The sequence below is a fragment of the Chroococcidiopsis sp. [FACHB-1243] genome (assembly GCF_014696895.1).
Classification (GTDB): domain Bacteria; phylum Cyanobacteriota; class Cyanobacteriia; order Cyanobacteriales; family Chroococcidiopsidaceae; genus Chroococcidiopsis.
Window position 1 is genome coordinate 24,094 of the sequence record NZ_JACJQX010000042.1, and the last position, 15,412, is coordinate 39,505.

The window sequence follows — 15,412 nt, forward strand, 5'->3', positions numbered from 1 at the left end:
CTTGTCCCCCTTGTCCTCCCTGTCCCCCATCTATGAATTCTACAGCCTCTACAAAACCTCCACGTCCTAGACCGCAAGGACCTCGCGGCGATCGCAAGCATACACCTAAAGTCAACACTCAAGGACTTTACAAAAGAGCAATTAAGGAATCTTTTGTGAAGCTTAAGCCACGAGTGATGTTAAAAAATCCCGTCATGTTTGTGGTTTACGTAGGAACAATTATCACCATCTTAATGACATTTGACCCTAATTTATTTGGACCAGTTCAAGGAGAAAACCTACGATTTTTTAACGGATTAATCGCCGTAATTTTATTCTTCACCATTGTTTTTGCGAACTTTGCTGAAGCTGTGGCAGAAGGACGAGGTAAGGCGCAAGCCGATGCTTTGCGATCGACCAAATCGGATACAATTGCCAAGAAACTTTTACCCGATGGATCGATTCAAGAAATTTCTTCTACCCAATTACATCGCGGCGATATGGTGAAGGTAGTGGCTGGCGATATCATTCCCGCTGATGGCGAAGTATTAGCGGGTGTAGCTTCAGTCGATGAATCGGCAATTACGGGGGAATCCGCACCCGTATTGAAAGAACCAGGTTCAGACGTAGCAAGTTCCGTCACGGGTGGAACGCGCATTCTCTCGGACGAATTAAGCATCTGCATTACCGCCGATCCTGGCAAAGGTTTTATCGATCGCATGATTTCCTTGGTAGAAGGGGCGGAACGCGCTAAAACTCCAAACGAAATTGCTTTAACGGTGTTATTAGCAGTTTTAACTTTGGTGTTTCTGTTTGTCGTAGCAACACTACCCCCGATCGCCAACTACGTCAACAGTCCCGTCAGTATCGCAATTTTGATTGCCTTGTTAGTCGCACTCATCCCAACTACCATCGGCGGTTTGTTGAGCGCGATCGGAATTGCAGGTATGGATCGGGTGGCACAATTTAACGTCATAGCCACCTCTGGACGCGCCGTAGAAGCCTGCGGCGATGTCAACACTCTCGTTTTGGACAAAACAGGTACGATCACGCTAGGCAACCGTTTGGCAGAGGAGTTTGTGTCTGTCAACGGTCATACGATGAATGAAATTGCGCGAGTGGCGTTAGCAGCCAGCTTGTTTGACAATACACCGGAAGGAAAATCAATCGTCCGCCTTGCAGAAAGATTGGGAGCAACAGTAGATTTCGATCGCAACCTTGCTGAAGGAATTGAATTTTCTGCTAAAACTCGCATGAGTGGGACGAATTTACCCGATGGGAGTGAGGTGCGTAAGGGTGCGGTAGGCGCGATTAAAGGGTTCGTGCGATCGCGAAGCGTGGGCGAAGCCCATTCGCGTCATGGTAGAGAAACCCCCGAACTCGATACAGCCTACGAACGCATTTCTCAATTAGGTGGAACGCCATTAGCAGTTGCACTTAACGGCGATATTTACGGTGTAATTTACCTCAAAGATATCGTTAAACCAGGCATACGCGATCGCTTCGATCAGTTGCGCCGCATGGGTGTACGCACAGTCATGTTAACTGGAGATAACCGCATTACTGCTAGTGTAATTGCTCAAGAAGCTGGGGTAGATGACTTTATTGCCGAAGCCACACCCGAAGACAAAATCGAGGTAATTCAACGGGAACAAGCGCAAGGCAAAATTGTTGCCATGACAGGAGACGGAACGAATGACGCGCCAGCACTAGCACAGGCGAATGTGGGAGTTGCGATGAATTCGGGAACTCAGGCAGCGAAAGAAGCAGCGAATATGGTCGATTTAGATTCCGATCCGACAAAACTAATTGACATCGTGACTATTGGTAAACAACTGCTAATTACCCGTGGGGCGCTGACAACTTTTTCGATTGCCAATGATATCGCTAAGTATTTTGCAATTATCCCTGTCATTTTTACTGCTGCTAATTTAGACAGCTTGAATATTATGGGTTTGACTAGTACAAACTCGGCTGTATTATCAGCTTTGATTTACAACGCTTTGATTATTCCGGCTTTAATTCCTTTGGCTTTGAAGGGAGTTAAATTTAGACCACTATCGGCAAATCAGTTGCTACAACGAAATATTCTAATTTATGGTTTAGGTGGGGTAATTGCACCATTTATTGCAATTAAGTTAATTGATATTTTGGTGTCAGCGGTAGGTTTGGCATGATGTTGATTTTGAACGCAGATGGCGATCGCCTGTAGGGGCGGGTTTACCTACCATATTTGACTCTCACCCAATATCCACACAAACCCGCCCTGCCGAGATATTTAGATAATGTGAACGCAGATGAACACAAATGAAGATATCGAGGAGCAAAAATAAATGAAACGAATAAAATCCAATCGATTACCAACTACCAACTACCAACTACCAACTACCAATTTATGTATCCGTCCCAAACTACCCCTCGTAATTTTCCTAGTTCTATCCCTTAACGTCATCCTCGCTCCAATAGTATATGCAGCTACAGATGAAACATGGCAACGAACCCAAGCCTATGCACTAGGAATTTTAGGTCTCATAACATTGGCACTAGTAATTTATTTATTTGATGTCGTATTTCGACCGGAGCGATACTAATGTCTATATTTCGAGAAATTCTGCGAGGAATTCGTCTAACTCTGGCGCTGTGGGTACTAACAGCAGTTATTTATCCCGGTTTAATTCTCTTAGTGGGACAATTACCATTTTTACAAAGTCAAGCTAATGGCAGTATAGTATTAAATTTAGAAAATCAACCTGTAGGCTCAGTTTTAATTGGTCAACCATTTACATCTGAAAGATATTTTCAAAGTCGTCCTAGTACAGTTGATTATAGTACGAGTCAAGAAACTGCATCCACTGGTGTATCTGGTGCGAGTAATTTAGCTCCTAGCAATCCAGAATTACTCAAACGAATTGAAGCACAAGCCAAACAGTTGCAAGAGAACGGTATTCAACCCACTGCCGATCTGGTTTATACCTCTGGTTCTGGCTTAGATCCTCATATTACATTAGAAGCAGTAGAAGCACAGTTAGTAAGAGTTGCCAAAGCACGGAATTTTTCAACTGATGAAATTGTACCTTTTGTAAATAAGCATACTCAAGGTAGATTCTTGGGCATATTTGGCGAACCTGGAGTTAATGTATTAAAGCTAAATCAAGAATTAGATATTTTGGAAATCGCCAAGGGGAAGTCGTAAGTCGTAAATCGTAGGGTCGGGTTTTTAGAAGACACTGGTTGTGGAACGAATAGTTTTGCAATTAAACCCGCCCGTACAAAAGTTAAAAGTTATCAAATACTAACTCCTTACCACTGACAAATGACAAATGACAAATGACGAAAAAAGGTAAGCATAAAATTTTTATTGGTATGGCTCCTGGGGTAGGAAAAACCTATCGAATGCTAGATGAAGGTCATGCTTTGAAGCGAGAAGGAATTGATGTTGTTATTGGATTGCTAGAAACCCACGGAAGGAAAGAAACAGCACAAAAAGCTGAGGGATTAGAGATCGTACCGCGTCAACAAATTTTGCGTAGCAGCATGACATTGACAGAAATGGATACCGAGGCAATTATCAAGCGATCGCCTCAGTTAGTATTAGTAGATGAACTCGCTCATACGAACGTCCCTGATTCTATTCATGAAAAACGCTATCAGGATGTAGAAGATATTTTAAGAGCGGGAATTGATGTCTACTCTACTGTCAACATTCAACACCTCGAAAGTCTTAACGATCTCGTAGCGCGAATAACAGGAATTGTAGTACGAGAGCGGGTTCCCGATCGCCTACTAGACGAAGCAGATGAGGTGGTAGTCGTCGATGTCACGCCAGAAACTTTGGAAGAGAGATTGTTAGAAGGTAAAATTTACGCAACTAACAAAATCGACCAATGTTTGCAAAACTTCTTTCAACGTCGCAATTTAATTGCTTTGCGCGAACTAGCACTAAGAGAAGTCGCCGATAATGTTGAGGAAGATGCTTTAGAACTAAACGCCCGTAACAACGGAAACGACCTAGACGGACAGTATTGTAACATTCACGAACGAGTATTAGTATGTGTCTCGACTTATCCTAATTCCGTTCAGCTCTTGCGACGAGGGGCGAGAATTGCTGGTTACATGAATGCACTACTCTACACTGTGTTTGTGGAAGATCCAGATAAATTCCTCACCAGGGAAGAAAGCTTACACGTCGAGACTTGTGAAAAATTATGTCAAGAATTTAGCGGTACATTTATTCGTGTCAAGAATCATGACATTGCCAAAGCGATCGCAGAGGTAGCCTGTAAATATCATGTCACCCAAATCGTCATCGGTGAAAGCCAGCGATCTCGTTGGAAAATCTTATTGAAAGGCTCCCTAACTCAAAAATTAGTCCGCCTACTAAAAAATATCGATCTGCACATCATCGCAACCGACAAAAAAGAACCATTATGAAGTCGTAAGTCGTAAGTAGAGAATTAACTGGTCACTGGTCACTGGTCACTGCTCCCTGACAAATGTACTAGGATAAAACAGAGAAATCTTCCAGATGCAGCAGGCATGAACTTTTTAACTTACGTTCTCCATGTGGTAGGTTCGGGTGCGATCGCCTACCATACTGCTCGACAAATCCGCGATCCGCTCACACGTCCCAATACTCTCGCTGGCTTCCAATTAGCAGAATCAGGCTCGGTTCCCTTCTTGACAAAATTGAGTCAACGTGCTGGCGCAGAAGGCGATGAGTGGTTGGCTGAGAAACTGGCGAAACACGCAGCTGATGAAACTAGGCACGGTCAAATTTTCGCCCATGCTTTGAAACAACTGAATAAACAGGTCATCGATTTCAAGCGGGAGCGCGAAAAAACGCCAGAGGAAAAACCGAAGGAACAGCAGCGCAGTCCCTTTTTTGATGCTTTCTTCAAAGGCTACTCCCCAGAGCAGCTCAAGCCGGAAAATATGGAGTGGAATGTATTTCTAGCTAGCACCTACATTTTAGAGTTGGATGCTAGTAAAGATTTTGTCCGCATGGCGAAGGTGTTACCTGAAGACGAACCAACTAGCCGTAACCTGAAAAAGAGCCTTCTGAGTGTAGCTCAAGATGAAACTGGTCACGCCAACTACCTCTATGAAGCCATGATGCGGCGAATGCCTGCAAACCAAGTGCAACAACTCGTAGATGAGTGGCGCACCCGCAAAGTCAATGCTCTACTTGCATTTACCAGCAATATGCTTCAAGGCAAAGACAAACCACGTTCTTTAGTAACAGAAGGCGCTCCCGCCGAAACGCCAGCCGACTCTCAACCGCAAGAATTAGCAGCCGTTTAAATTTGTCATTTGTCATTTGTGAGTGGCTAGTGGCTAGTAGCTAGAATCTTTATCTAGTCGCTAGCCACCAATTACTAGCCACTAAGAACTGACCTCCATGCCTTACTTAAACGATTTAGCTCAATTTCTCGATCGCTTTTTTGCGATCGAGCGCTATTCTCCTTCTGAAAGGGGTGGTGTTTACATACCATCACCGCGCCCAATTAGTAGAATAGGACTAGCTTTAGAGCCGTGGGAAAATTTACCCCAGTGGGTGGAGAAACAAAAATTGGATGCACTGTTTCTCCATCGTCCTTGGAAATTGCAAGCGGAATTATTGCCAGATATTGGAGTCTTATCCTATCACTTGGCTTTTGACGAGTGCATGACATTGGGGTTTAATTCCCGTCTAGCGGATGTATTATCTCTGTCACACTTGGAGGGACTGGGAGAAAAACAAGGGCGAGCGATTGGTGCGATCGGCAACATCCCCCAGCAAAAGCTCACGGAATATTTACATTGCATTACCGAAATTTTTGGCGGACTAGAAGAAGTACATCTAAGTAAAACAGTAGAAGTTTCGCGTATAGCAGTTGTAGGAGGAATGAACGATGAACTAGTTAGGGAAGCTGCAACACGCGGCGCTAATTTGTATGTCACTGGACAAATGCGGCAGCCAGCCGTTGAAGCTTTGAAGGAAACGGAAATTAGTGCGATCGCAGTGGGACATCGCCGTTGCGAACAATGGGGTTTAAAATCCCTTGCCGGACTGTTGCGCGATCGCTGGTCTGGGTTATCAGTCATCGGTGAAGAAAGGGAGTAGGGAACAGGGAGTAGGGAAGAATAATTTAACTCACGCACTACGCACTACTTTCTTATCAACAACGAAACTAATTACGCGATCGAATTTAGCGGTAATATTTTCTCATACGTATATGCTTAAGCTTGATGTAAAAAATGTGACTTTAGTAATTCAAAAAACGTTATAATCAAACTCATATTTGGACGAGATTTTTCTAGAATATAACTGTACATTCACGGAAGTAACGAGCAGTTGGTATAAAAAATAAAATGAAGTTACAGTAAAAGTCCGCTTGAAGATTGAATGAAAGTGAAGATAAGTTTATGAAGGAATTTTTATAAGTTCATTAAATTATGTTAGTAAATTAATTCGAGAACATCTCCTAGCGTCGGCAAGTTGGGCAATTTATAGTTTTGCTTGAAGTGTTTGGCGTGCAATATCTGTCAATGCTGCTACACAAATCTTTTACAGAGGAATCATGCAAGCTTCCCCAAACATTACCTCCGCTTGGCAACGGCTCAAAAAGAACGAATTGAGCTGTGAAGAAGCGATCGCCCTTCTAGTAGATAATGAAGGAATTGTCAACCAAACACTACTAGATAAGGAAGTTAGTAGCAGATTTTTGCGCCACTTTCCCGATAAAACATCCTTGCCTCCAGCTATTCCCTTGCTATTGTGGCGTGGATGTTACTATCTCGGTTCGCCCGTATCCCTCTCGAAAGAAACGCTAGCCCAACTACAACAGCGCACGGGTAGCCAAATCGAAGTCGTCCCCATTGCAGACAAAAGCTACCGTACTTGGTTTCACTCTCAAAGCCTCAATCCCAATCGGATTAGCTCTATGCCCATAGTTAACCCGATTACGGGACAACTAGAGCAAGAAGACATCAGCGAAACTACAGAAATTTATTTGAGCAAAGCTGGCGATCAAATCGAGCGGATCAAAACGATTATCTCTGGCGCATTACGCAACCGAGCTAGCGACATCCACTTAGAGCCAATGGTAGACGGCTTGAGAGTGCGTTATCGAATTGATGGCGTGCTACGCGACATTACCACCCTACCAATAACCATGAGCCGCCGCGTCGTGATGGCGTTGAAGGTGATGTGCAACATGGACATTGCCGAACACCGCCGCCCTCAAGATGGCAGGATTGAGGAAAAGTATGCTTCAGGCGATGAAGCAGAACTTAACATGGATATGCGCGTCAGTACCCTGCCCTGCGTCAATGGCGAAAAAGCAGTTATCCGCCTCTTGCCCCGAGAAAATCCCTTTACTCACTTGGGCAACCTGGGCTTTGTTCCAGAAACGATGAACGCCTACAAAGCTTGGTTAGAGCAACCCCAAGGCATGATTATTCTAACGGGTCCCACGGGAAGCGGTAAAACTAGTACGCTTTATACGAGTTTGCAGAATGTTGCTAAAGAACACGTTAACGTCGTCACGGTAGAAGATCCGGTGGAGTACGTACTGCCAGGAATTACTCAAACTCAAGTTCACGAAGCCGCAGGAATGACATTTGCCGCTGGGATGCGGGCAATTTTGCGTCAAGATCCAGACATTATCATGGTGGGTGAAGTCCGCGATAGCGAAACCGCAGAAACCGCAGTCAGAGCAGCGCTAACCGGACACTTGGTATTTACGACGCTCCACACGAATGATGCCCTCGGGGCAATTCCCCGGCTGAAGGATTTAGGTATAGATCCTGGTTTGTTGAGCGATGCGTTGTTGGGAGTAGTGGCTCAGCGTTTGGTACGTCGTGTTTGTCCCCATTGCAGCGAACCTTATACCCCTACAGAATCAGATTTGAAAGTGCTGGGATTGGGACGAGACCAAATCCGTACTGATACGTGGCGTAAAGGTCGAGGTTGCTCGATGTGCTTCAATTCTGGATTTTTGGGACGGGAAGCAGTGGTCGAGTTAATTGACGTAGACGATCGCATCCGCGATATTATCTACGAAGGTACGATGACCCAGTTACAGCGATACCTACGAGAGATTAACTATGCTTCTTTCCGCAAGGCAGCGGTAGAGAAGGTAATGGCTGGGTTGACCACCGTACAAGAAGTTTTGCGCGTCCTACCTCGTTGTGCTTTGTACAACAACCATTTTGCCAGTGATAGCTTGGCTGAATCGGAATATGAATTAAACGGGCGCAAGCTGCCTGAATTGGGGAGAATGCAATAGCGATCGCAGTATGTATTTCATTTGAATGTAGGGGCGCACAGCTGTGCGCCCCTACATATTTAAAAAAAGAGGGGAAGGATTTTTATTGTCCTTCCCCTCTTTCTTGCGGTTATTTTGATTATTTTTGGCTCGGTCGCCTTCTTTTAACTTTTGACGCATCATCTGCGCCTGTTTCTTTAGTTGTCTGGCTCTTGCCGCACCGCCTCTACCTTTGTCGTTTCTACCTTCTCGACGGGGCGACTCCCATCGTTTGAGTCGCATACTCTGCTCCTTTGCAGCTTTTCTGGTATTGTGCTGATGGGCAGGAGGAGAATCGAACTCCTATGGGTTTAAGCCCGCTTGATTTTGAGTCAAGTGCGTCTACCAGTTTCGCCACCCGCCCTTTTTTTCAGCTTTACTATTGTAATCTATTTTTGTATTTTCTAACAAGTTTTGATATTCGCGACTAGATGCCCAGCGATCGATTTCTCTAGCGCGTAAGACTGGCACGGGATGGGTGAGTTGAGAGGAGTGAGCCGATTTCAGCATTTCGCCAATTTCGGTATTGCTAATATTGTCGTAAGCGCGCGCTTGCTCGATAAAAGCATCGAGATTGAGCTGGGAAGCAAGAACGGGAGAACCGCCAGCGAGTTTCATTAATATCGACATCACGACTTTGGGGTCTTGAGTCGCTAGCAAGGCAGCGCGATCGCAAGTAAACTCAGCACAGCGTACCCATTCTAGTAGTTGCGCCTGGAGGGTTTGGACGAGTAACTGACCAACATTCGGTAGTTGTCCAGCTGCAAGGACAATCAAATTCACTAGCGTCAAATAGACCCCGTGGTCGCATTTGAGATGACCCAGTTCGTGAGCAATTACCGCCTGCACTTCCTCTGGTGTCAGCAGATCGATCAGCGAAGTGTGCATGACAATAAATGGCTGTTTGCCCCGCATGGCAAACGTGTAAGCATTGGGGACTGGATGCTGTCTGACATATAATTGTGGCGGTTCCAGATCCAAAACCCGACACGCTTCTATTAACAGTTGATGATATTGAGGTAATTGGCGATCGCTCACCAAAATACTTGAGGCAATATTTTCAATATAGAAAAATTGTTCTGCCAATTGTCCCAATAAATTTCGCACCAGCAAATCGACACCAGGAATTTGTTTCAGTGCTTTAGTCGCTTCTAAGTCTAAAGGATGACGAAAAGAATCTGCTTTAAGCCCAACTAACTGCGTCTTGAGGGAAGACATGAGTATTGCGAACCAGTTTGTAGAGTAATAAAAGGTAATAAAGTAGATGCGATCGCCGACCCGCTGTCATCAGCAACATCGTAGTCAACATCTCACAGCCAGTATAGCGAATTCAGTTATCTGTAACCAACAACACTCAACCCATTACCAATTACCCATTACCAATTCAATCCGGTAAAGGAATTTTCATCGAACCGCAATCTTTGCGATTGCAAAGATACCATTTCGCGGGTGCAACTGCGTCTTCAGTGTCGAAGTACACGAGTCCTTCAGGAATGTTGTAGTAGACTTCCATTGTCACCTCACAACCGAGGATGCGCTGAAGTAGTTTTTTGAGGCTCTCTTGCCTGGAGCCAATTGCTGCCGTCACCTCGCGGCTCTTGCAGTGTACCATCAGCTTGGGGCGGTTAGATTGTTCGCAAGACCAAACGTTAAAATCTACAGCCAGACGTAACAAAGCCCTCGTTTGAGGATCGCACATCTCAATTAAGGTATTTTCAATTTCAGCTTTTTCAATTGAGGTTGGTTTTTCTTTGTTGTAAATCAGCTTCATAACTTAATTCCCATACTTCCTTACCAACACTTTTGAGATTTTTTACCAACTTTGCGTCACATCTGCCACATTTTTTATCTCGCTCAACTTTTAATATCAATGAAGGCAGGCGATCGCATTCAATCACGCAGAAGTGCTAAATTGTGGCTCAGTTTTAGCCTAGCTTATTCTATATTTTCCTGACTATTAGTAAATCAGTAATTGTTAACTTGGTTCAACCATTTTCACAAAATTTCACTCTAAAAAGCAGTAGAAAGCTGTCTTCTATCTAACGACATAAATATATGACGACAAAGTACATTTTTATTAACTGCTCTTTCAGTACAAGCCATCATGTACGGAGAGTGACTTTTCCCGTCAACTGTCAACTCTCCAAAACTCTATAACAATCACCACGACTAAAACATTATTGCTTATCACTTACGTCAGCTATTGTCAATGAGTACATTTTTCATATAATGGATGAAATCTAAAAATGAACTTTTATTAAGCTGTTAAGCGAGGAGAAAGTTAAAGATGTACGTCGTGCAAATTGCTTCTGAATGCGCTCCCGTTATCAAAGCAGGCGGCTTAGGCGATGTCGTCTACGGGCTGAGTCGGGAATTAGAGATTCGGGGAAACAGTGTCGAGCTGATCCTACCCAAATATGATTGTATGCGCTACGACCACGTATGGGGATTGCACGATGCCTACCGCGATTTGTGGGTTCCTTGGTACGACGGTAAGATCCACTGTTCTGTCTATTGCGGTTGGGTACACGGGCGAGTCTGTTTCTTTATCGAACCGCACTCTCAAGATAACTTCTTCAATCGCGGCTGCTATTACGGCTGTAATGATGACAATATGCGGTTTGCTTTTTTCAGCAAAGCCGCTTTAGAATTTCTCAACCAGAGCAATAAGCGCCCTGATATAATTCACTGTCACGACTGGCAAACAGGGCTAGTACCCGTGATGCTGTACGAAATCTACAAGTATCATGGCATGGGCAACCAACGAGTTTGTTATACAATCCACAACTTCAAACACCAGGGGATTGCTGGCAACGAAGTATTACAGGCAACAGGATTAAATCGGGCGGATTATTATTTCCAATATGAAAAGCTACAAGATAACTTCAATCCCTTTGCCATTAACCTGATGAAAGGGGGGATTGTCTACTCTAACGCCGTCACGACTGTATCACCCAACCATGCTTGGGAAGCTCATTATACAGAAGTTGGCAGTGGTCTAGGTCATACCCTACACCAGCATCAAGATACATTTAGCGGCATTCTCAACGGTATTGATTACGATTTCTGGAATCCAGAAGTAGACCGATACATACCTTTCAATTACACCCCAGACGACTTTGAGCAAAAAGTCTATAACAAGAAAGCTTTACGAGAACGGCTTTTACTACGCGATGAACCGCAAAAACCAGTTATCGCCTACATCGGTCGATTAGATAATCAAAAAGGGGTGCACCTCGTCCATCACGCGATCTATTATGCTCTCCAGAGAGAAGCGCAGTTCGTCTTACTAGGTTCAGCAACAGAACCAGGAATCAACGCTCATTTCAGACATGAGAAAAACTTTTTAAACGATAACCCCGACTGCCATTTAGAACTCGGTTTTAACGAAGAATTATCTCATTTAATCTATGCTGGCGCTGACATGATTCTTGTCCCCAGTAATTATGAACCTTGCGGGTTGACGCAGACAATCGGGATGAAATACGGTACTGTACCGATCGTGCGCGGAGTTGGCGGGCTGGTCAATACGGTATTCGATCGCGACTACGATCCCAACAAATCTCCAGAAGAACGTAACGGTTACGTCTTCTATCAGACCGATTACAGCGCTTTAGAATCGGCAATGGATCGGGCGATTGGTTTGTGGTACAACCATCTTCAAGAGTTTCGCCAGCTTGCCCTACAAGGCATGGCATACGACTACTCTTGGAACCATCCAGGCACGGAATATCTAGCAATTTACGATCGCATTCGGCATCAATAATTGCTTACCCAGTCAATCCTTTGAGGGCGGGTTTTTCAATCTCTTCGTAATTGACAGAGATCTTTGAAAAACCTGCCCCTACAGTAATACGACCAATTACCCATTACCAATTACCAATTACTTGCTATAAGTCACGACGCGATCGATCCGAGGTCTGCCAAATCTCTCCCAGGCATTGCCCCCACGTAGAAATAATTCCATCCAGCGAATTTCTCTCCCGTTCGTCTCTTGCCAGCCAGAACTCCCTGGCGCAAAAGCCAACGTCCCTTCTGGAACGCGGAAGCTACCATCCGAATACACCGCATCGCTGATCGTATCCCCTACCCGAATCGTTACCTTAGTTTCTGGTTCTAAGTTGACGCGATCGGCGGAAATGGTAGTTTTGATGTTACCGTAGCCATCGATCCACGCCACGCGATCGCTTGGTGGGTCGGGAATCTGCTGCGGATCTAACTCGTCGCCTAACAAACTCAGATCGTCAGAGGCGATCGCTGCCGCTGCTTGAGGAAATACGTCTCGCGATCGAAACTGCGAACCGCCGCGAGAAACCTTGACAATTTTGATCGTCTGTGCCATTGACTTAATGAAAGATAGAGTATAACCTGCATTAACTCCCACAACTTTGATATTGTTGGGTAACAGTACGTACGTCAGTCCCTCGCCTTCATTGTCTTTTCTGGGTTGTGCATCATCTTGGCGCGGCGCACAATTATGATAAATTAGCCGTTCTGCTGCACCGGGATTCAGTCCGAGTTGAGCCACCCAAAAGCCAGTGGCTAGGGTGCTGAATGGTGGTACGGAAACCCAATGAATTTGCGCTGTTGGTAACGACATCAATAGCCGTTGGGTAACTTCAGCAAAAGCTGGGTCGCCATTTCCATAATCTGCAATTAGGTTAATTTGCATAAGTTATTAGCATATGTAATTGGTCACAGCCTGCAAAATTCGTTCCGCTGCGCATCCGTCTCCAAAAGGATTAATAGCTGTTGCCATTTTTTCATAAGCAGTTGGGTTACTCAACAACTCAGCCGCTGCCATCACGATTTCTTCTGTTTGAGTTCCAATTAATTTTGCCGTTCCAGCCGTCACTGCTTCAGGTCTTTCTGTCGTTTTACGCAAGACCAAAACTGGTTTACCCAAACTCGGTGCTTCTTCTTGCAAACCACCAGAATCAGTTAACAGCAAGTGCGATCGCTGGATCGCCCCTACTAATTCTCCATAATCTAGCGGATCTGTCAAGAAGACTCTCGGATGCTTGCCCAAAATCTCTTGTAGCGGTTCGCGCACGATCGGATTGCGATGCAATGGCAGCAATAAAGCTGTATCCTCAAACTTTTCTAGTATCTGCAAAAAACCTTGGGCAATTCCCTGAAGCGGTTCGCCCCAGTTTTCTCGCCGATGCACTGTAGTTAATAAAACTCTATATTTGTCCCACTCTAAACCATCGATCTGACAAGCTGGTTGCTGTTCTGCTACCGATAGTAATGCGTCAATGACCGTGTTACCCGTTTGGTGAATTTCTCCTAAAACGCCAGAACGTTGCAAATTCTCTACTGCTTGCGGCGTGGGGGCAAAGTGCAAATGTGCCAACTGAGAAATCAACCTGCGATTTGCTTCTTCTGGATATGGATCGTATATATTGTCTGTTCTCAGCCCCGCCTCTACATGTCCTACCGGAATTTTTTGATAGAATGCTGCCAAAGAAGCTGCAAAAGCCGTGGTCGTGTCCCCTTGAACTAAAACTAAGTCCGGCTGCTGCTGTTCAAACAAGGTTTCCAATCCTCGCAGACTGCGACAAGTAATATCGCTCAGAGATTGTTGCATTTGCATAATTTCCAAATCTGCATCTGCCTTTAGGTTGAATAGTTGCATGACTTGAGCAACCATTTCTCGATGCTGTCCGGTTAGAACAACTTGGGTATCAAACTGAGGTGCGTGTTGAAACACCTGAATCACTGGTGCTAGCTTGATTGCTTCCGGGCGAGTGCCTAAGATAATGCAGACTTTTTTCATTGAGCTGGTTTTGCTAGTGGTTCATTGGTCAATGGTAATTGGTCAACGGTCATTTATCGTACAGTAAATATCAATGTCTTACCCTTACTACAAAAACCATGACTCAGCTCGACCGAGCTGCTATGCAAGCTCGAAATAAATTACTCGCTATGTTTTTACTACTCTGCATTTTAGACGTTACGTTAGCGATCGCAGTACGGGACAGGTGGGCTATCGGTCGTATATTACTAACAATTGTCGTGATGTATTTTGTGATGCAGGGGCGAAAATGGGCAAGATGGCTTCTGATTGGCATCTGTAGTTTGTTCGTTGTCAGTCTAATCGCAGTGATTGTGGCACTGAGTTCAAGGCTTTCTACTATTTCGATCGTTGGAAGTTCGATCGCAATCGTTCTCAGCGCTATTATTCCGGTCTATATGGCAAGTAGCAAAGATTTAAATCGTTATTTTGCTTATAAAAGACAAGGTTATTCCCAATAGACTCGATAGTATATCGTTAGCTACTTATCGACAGCTCTACAAAAATGAAAAAACCCAGCTGGTCACTGGGCAGATGCATTATTTGGATGAAATCAACTTAGCTTCCGCTAGAACTTTGGCTCCGTATCGCAGGTCAAAGGACAAGCTGCATAGACGGAAGTATGAATGTCATCTGCCTCGCCATGCAGCCAGCTCAACCATTTAACTTCATGTGGATGAATTCCTTTCAAAGTCAACATGCTAGCTCCAATCAGCACTGCCAAAACGTTGAAACCAATTACACTTCCTGCTACTAATAAAACCGCACTTACTGGCATCACAGATTGCAGTACCATCGACAACAAGAAGGCTACTGTAGCCATCAAAACGACTAAAGGAAAGCCCACAACGAGCAAACAAACTGCTAATGTGAAACTCCAGATTAAAAAGCTTTTGAGTGTAAATAAAGAAGAAGATGTCCCTAAATTGGAGCTTTGAGTTAAAGCCATAGTTTCTCTCCAAAGTCAATGCAAAAATTCAGATTTGTAAAATTCTGTACGCCGAGTCGGAGCCAGTTAAGCCCTATTGAAAATTAGTATACAGATACCCATAGATAAGATGATCGGATAGTTATTAATCTTTACACTAGATAATTTCTGTTTATAAATCCGAACGGAAAAGCATATGAAAACGCTTTGCAAGTCACAACATCTATCTTGAGATATACAACCTCAAAGTCTTTTAGATACTAGCTTTCACAAAGATCGAGCGAGAGATCTTATGTGAAACAAGATCGCTCGCAAATGCAAAAAACGATCGCACCCTTATTGGCTTAACATTTCGTATAAATACAGTGGTGGTTTCTCATAATTCCTCCAAGACTTATTGACCAAAAAGAAAGCGATCGC

Annotated in this window: 15 protein-coding genes and 1 tRNA gene; 9 read left to right on the top strand and 7 right to left on the bottom strand. The window is 44.4% G+C overall.

The features are described from left to right. Positions 1–32 precede the first annotated feature (32 nt). From kdpB to H6G17_RS25555, 7 genes are all read left to right on the top strand, one after another. A complete protein-coding gene (gene kdpB / locus H6G17_RS25525) occupies positions 33–2,156 on the top strand; it encodes a potassium-transporting ATPase subunit KdpB (RefSeq protein ID WP_192161384.1) in 2,124 nt (707 codons plus the stop codon). Between the two features lie 156 nt (positions 2,157–2,312). Beyond that, positions 2,313–2,570 (top strand): potassium-transporting ATPase subunit F, encoded by a 258-nt coding sequence (locus H6G17_RS25530; RefSeq protein ID WP_192161385.1) that lies wholly within the window; start codon positions 2,313–2,315, stop codon positions 2,568–2,570. Continuing rightward, the gene (gene kdpC, locus H6G17_RS25535; RefSeq protein ID WP_192161386.1) at positions 2,570–3,172 is read left to right on the top strand and encodes a K(+)-transporting ATPase subunit C; all 603 of its coding nucleotides are present in this window, start codon (positions 2,570–2,572) and stop codon (positions 3,170–3,172) included. Before H6G17_RS25530 ends, kdpC begins: the two co-directional genes overlap by 1 nt. Positions 3,173–3,306: 134 nt before the next feature. After that, the gene (locus tag H6G17_RS25540) at positions 3,307–4,410 is read left to right on the top strand and encodes a universal stress protein (RefSeq protein ID WP_192161387.1); all 1,104 of its coding nucleotides are present in this window, start codon (positions 3,307–3,309) and stop codon (positions 4,408–4,410) included. Between the two features lie 105 nt (positions 4,411–4,515). Then, positions 4,516–5,280: a ferritin-like domain-containing protein gene (locus H6G17_RS25545; RefSeq protein WP_192161388.1), complete on the top strand. Its 765-nt coding sequence runs from the start codon at positions 4,516–4,518 to the stop codon at positions 5,278–5,280. Between the two features lie 97 nt (positions 5,281–5,377). Next, entirely contained in the window at positions 5,378–6,082 is a 705-nt protein-coding gene (locus H6G17_RS25550; RefSeq protein ID WP_192161389.1) for a Nif3-like dinuclear metal center hexameric protein, read from the top strand. 457 nt (positions 6,083–6,539) lie between these two features. Continuing rightward, positions 6,540–8,249 carry a GspE/PulE family protein gene (locus tag H6G17_RS25555; RefSeq protein WP_192161390.1) on the top strand — a complete coding sequence of 570 codons (1,710 nt, stop codon included), beginning with the start codon at positions 6,540–6,542 and terminating at the stop codon, positions 8,247–8,249. 51 nt (positions 8,250–8,300) lie between these two features. Here the strand turns inward: H6G17_RS25555 and H6G17_RS25560 are convergent, their stop codons facing one another. The 4 genes from H6G17_RS25560 to H6G17_RS25575 form a co-directional block, all read right to left on the bottom strand. Next, a complete protein-coding gene (locus H6G17_RS25560) occupies positions 8,301–8,510 on the bottom strand; it encodes a hypothetical protein (RefSeq protein WP_192161391.1) in 210 nt (69 codons plus the stop codon). A gap of 37 nt (positions 8,511–8,547) precedes the next feature. Beyond that, positions 8,548–8,631 (bottom strand) — tRNA-Leu (locus H6G17_RS25565). Further along, entirely contained in the window at positions 8,610–9,485 is an 876-nt protein-coding gene (locus H6G17_RS25570; protein ID WP_192161392.1) for a M48 family metallopeptidase, read from the bottom strand. Before H6G17_RS25570 ends, H6G17_RS25565 begins: the two co-directional genes overlap by 22 nt. A 166-nt stretch (positions 9,486–9,651) precedes the next feature. Next, positions 9,652–10,038, bottom strand: coding sequence for a hypothetical protein (locus tag H6G17_RS25575; RefSeq protein WP_192161393.1), 387 nt, complete (start codon positions 10,036–10,038; stop codon positions 9,652–9,654). Positions 10,039–10,554: 516 nt separating this feature from the next. Here H6G17_RS25575 and glgA point away from each other — a divergent pair. Next, on the top strand, positions 10,555–12,033 hold the full coding sequence (gene glgA, locus H6G17_RS25580; protein ID WP_192161394.1) for a glycogen synthase GlgA: 1,479 nt from the start codon (positions 10,555–10,557) through the stop codon (positions 12,031–12,033). A gap of 117 nt (positions 12,034–12,150) precedes the next feature. Here the strand turns inward: glgA and H6G17_RS25585 are convergent, their stop codons facing one another. Next, the gene (locus H6G17_RS25585; protein ID WP_192161395.1) at positions 12,151–12,939 is read right to left on the bottom strand and encodes an SAM-dependent chlorinase/fluorinase; all 789 of its coding nucleotides are present in this window, start codon (positions 12,937–12,939) and stop codon (positions 12,151–12,153) included. Between the two features lie 6 nt (positions 12,940–12,945). Continuing rightward, the gene (gene wecB / locus H6G17_RS25590) at positions 12,946–14,046 is read right to left on the bottom strand and encodes a UDP-N-acetylglucosamine 2-epimerase (non-hydrolyzing) (protein ID WP_192161396.1); all 1,101 of its coding nucleotides are present in this window, start codon (positions 14,044–14,046) and stop codon (positions 12,946–12,948) included. Between the two features lie 98 nt (positions 14,047–14,144). Between wecB and H6G17_RS25595 the strand changes: the two genes are divergently transcribed. Continuing rightward, positions 14,145–14,525 carry a hypothetical protein gene (locus tag H6G17_RS25595; protein WP_192161397.1) on the top strand — a complete coding sequence of 127 codons (381 nt, stop codon included), beginning with the start codon at positions 14,145–14,147 and terminating at the stop codon, positions 14,523–14,525. A gap of 107 nt (positions 14,526–14,632) precedes the next feature. On the opposite strand, the gene H6G17_RS25600 is transcribed toward H6G17_RS25595, so the two are convergent. Beyond that, positions 14,633–15,013 (bottom strand): hypothetical protein, encoded by a 381-nt coding sequence (locus H6G17_RS25600; protein ID WP_192161398.1) that lies wholly within the window; start codon positions 15,011–15,013, stop codon positions 14,633–14,635. Positions 15,014–15,412 lie beyond the last annotated feature (399 nt).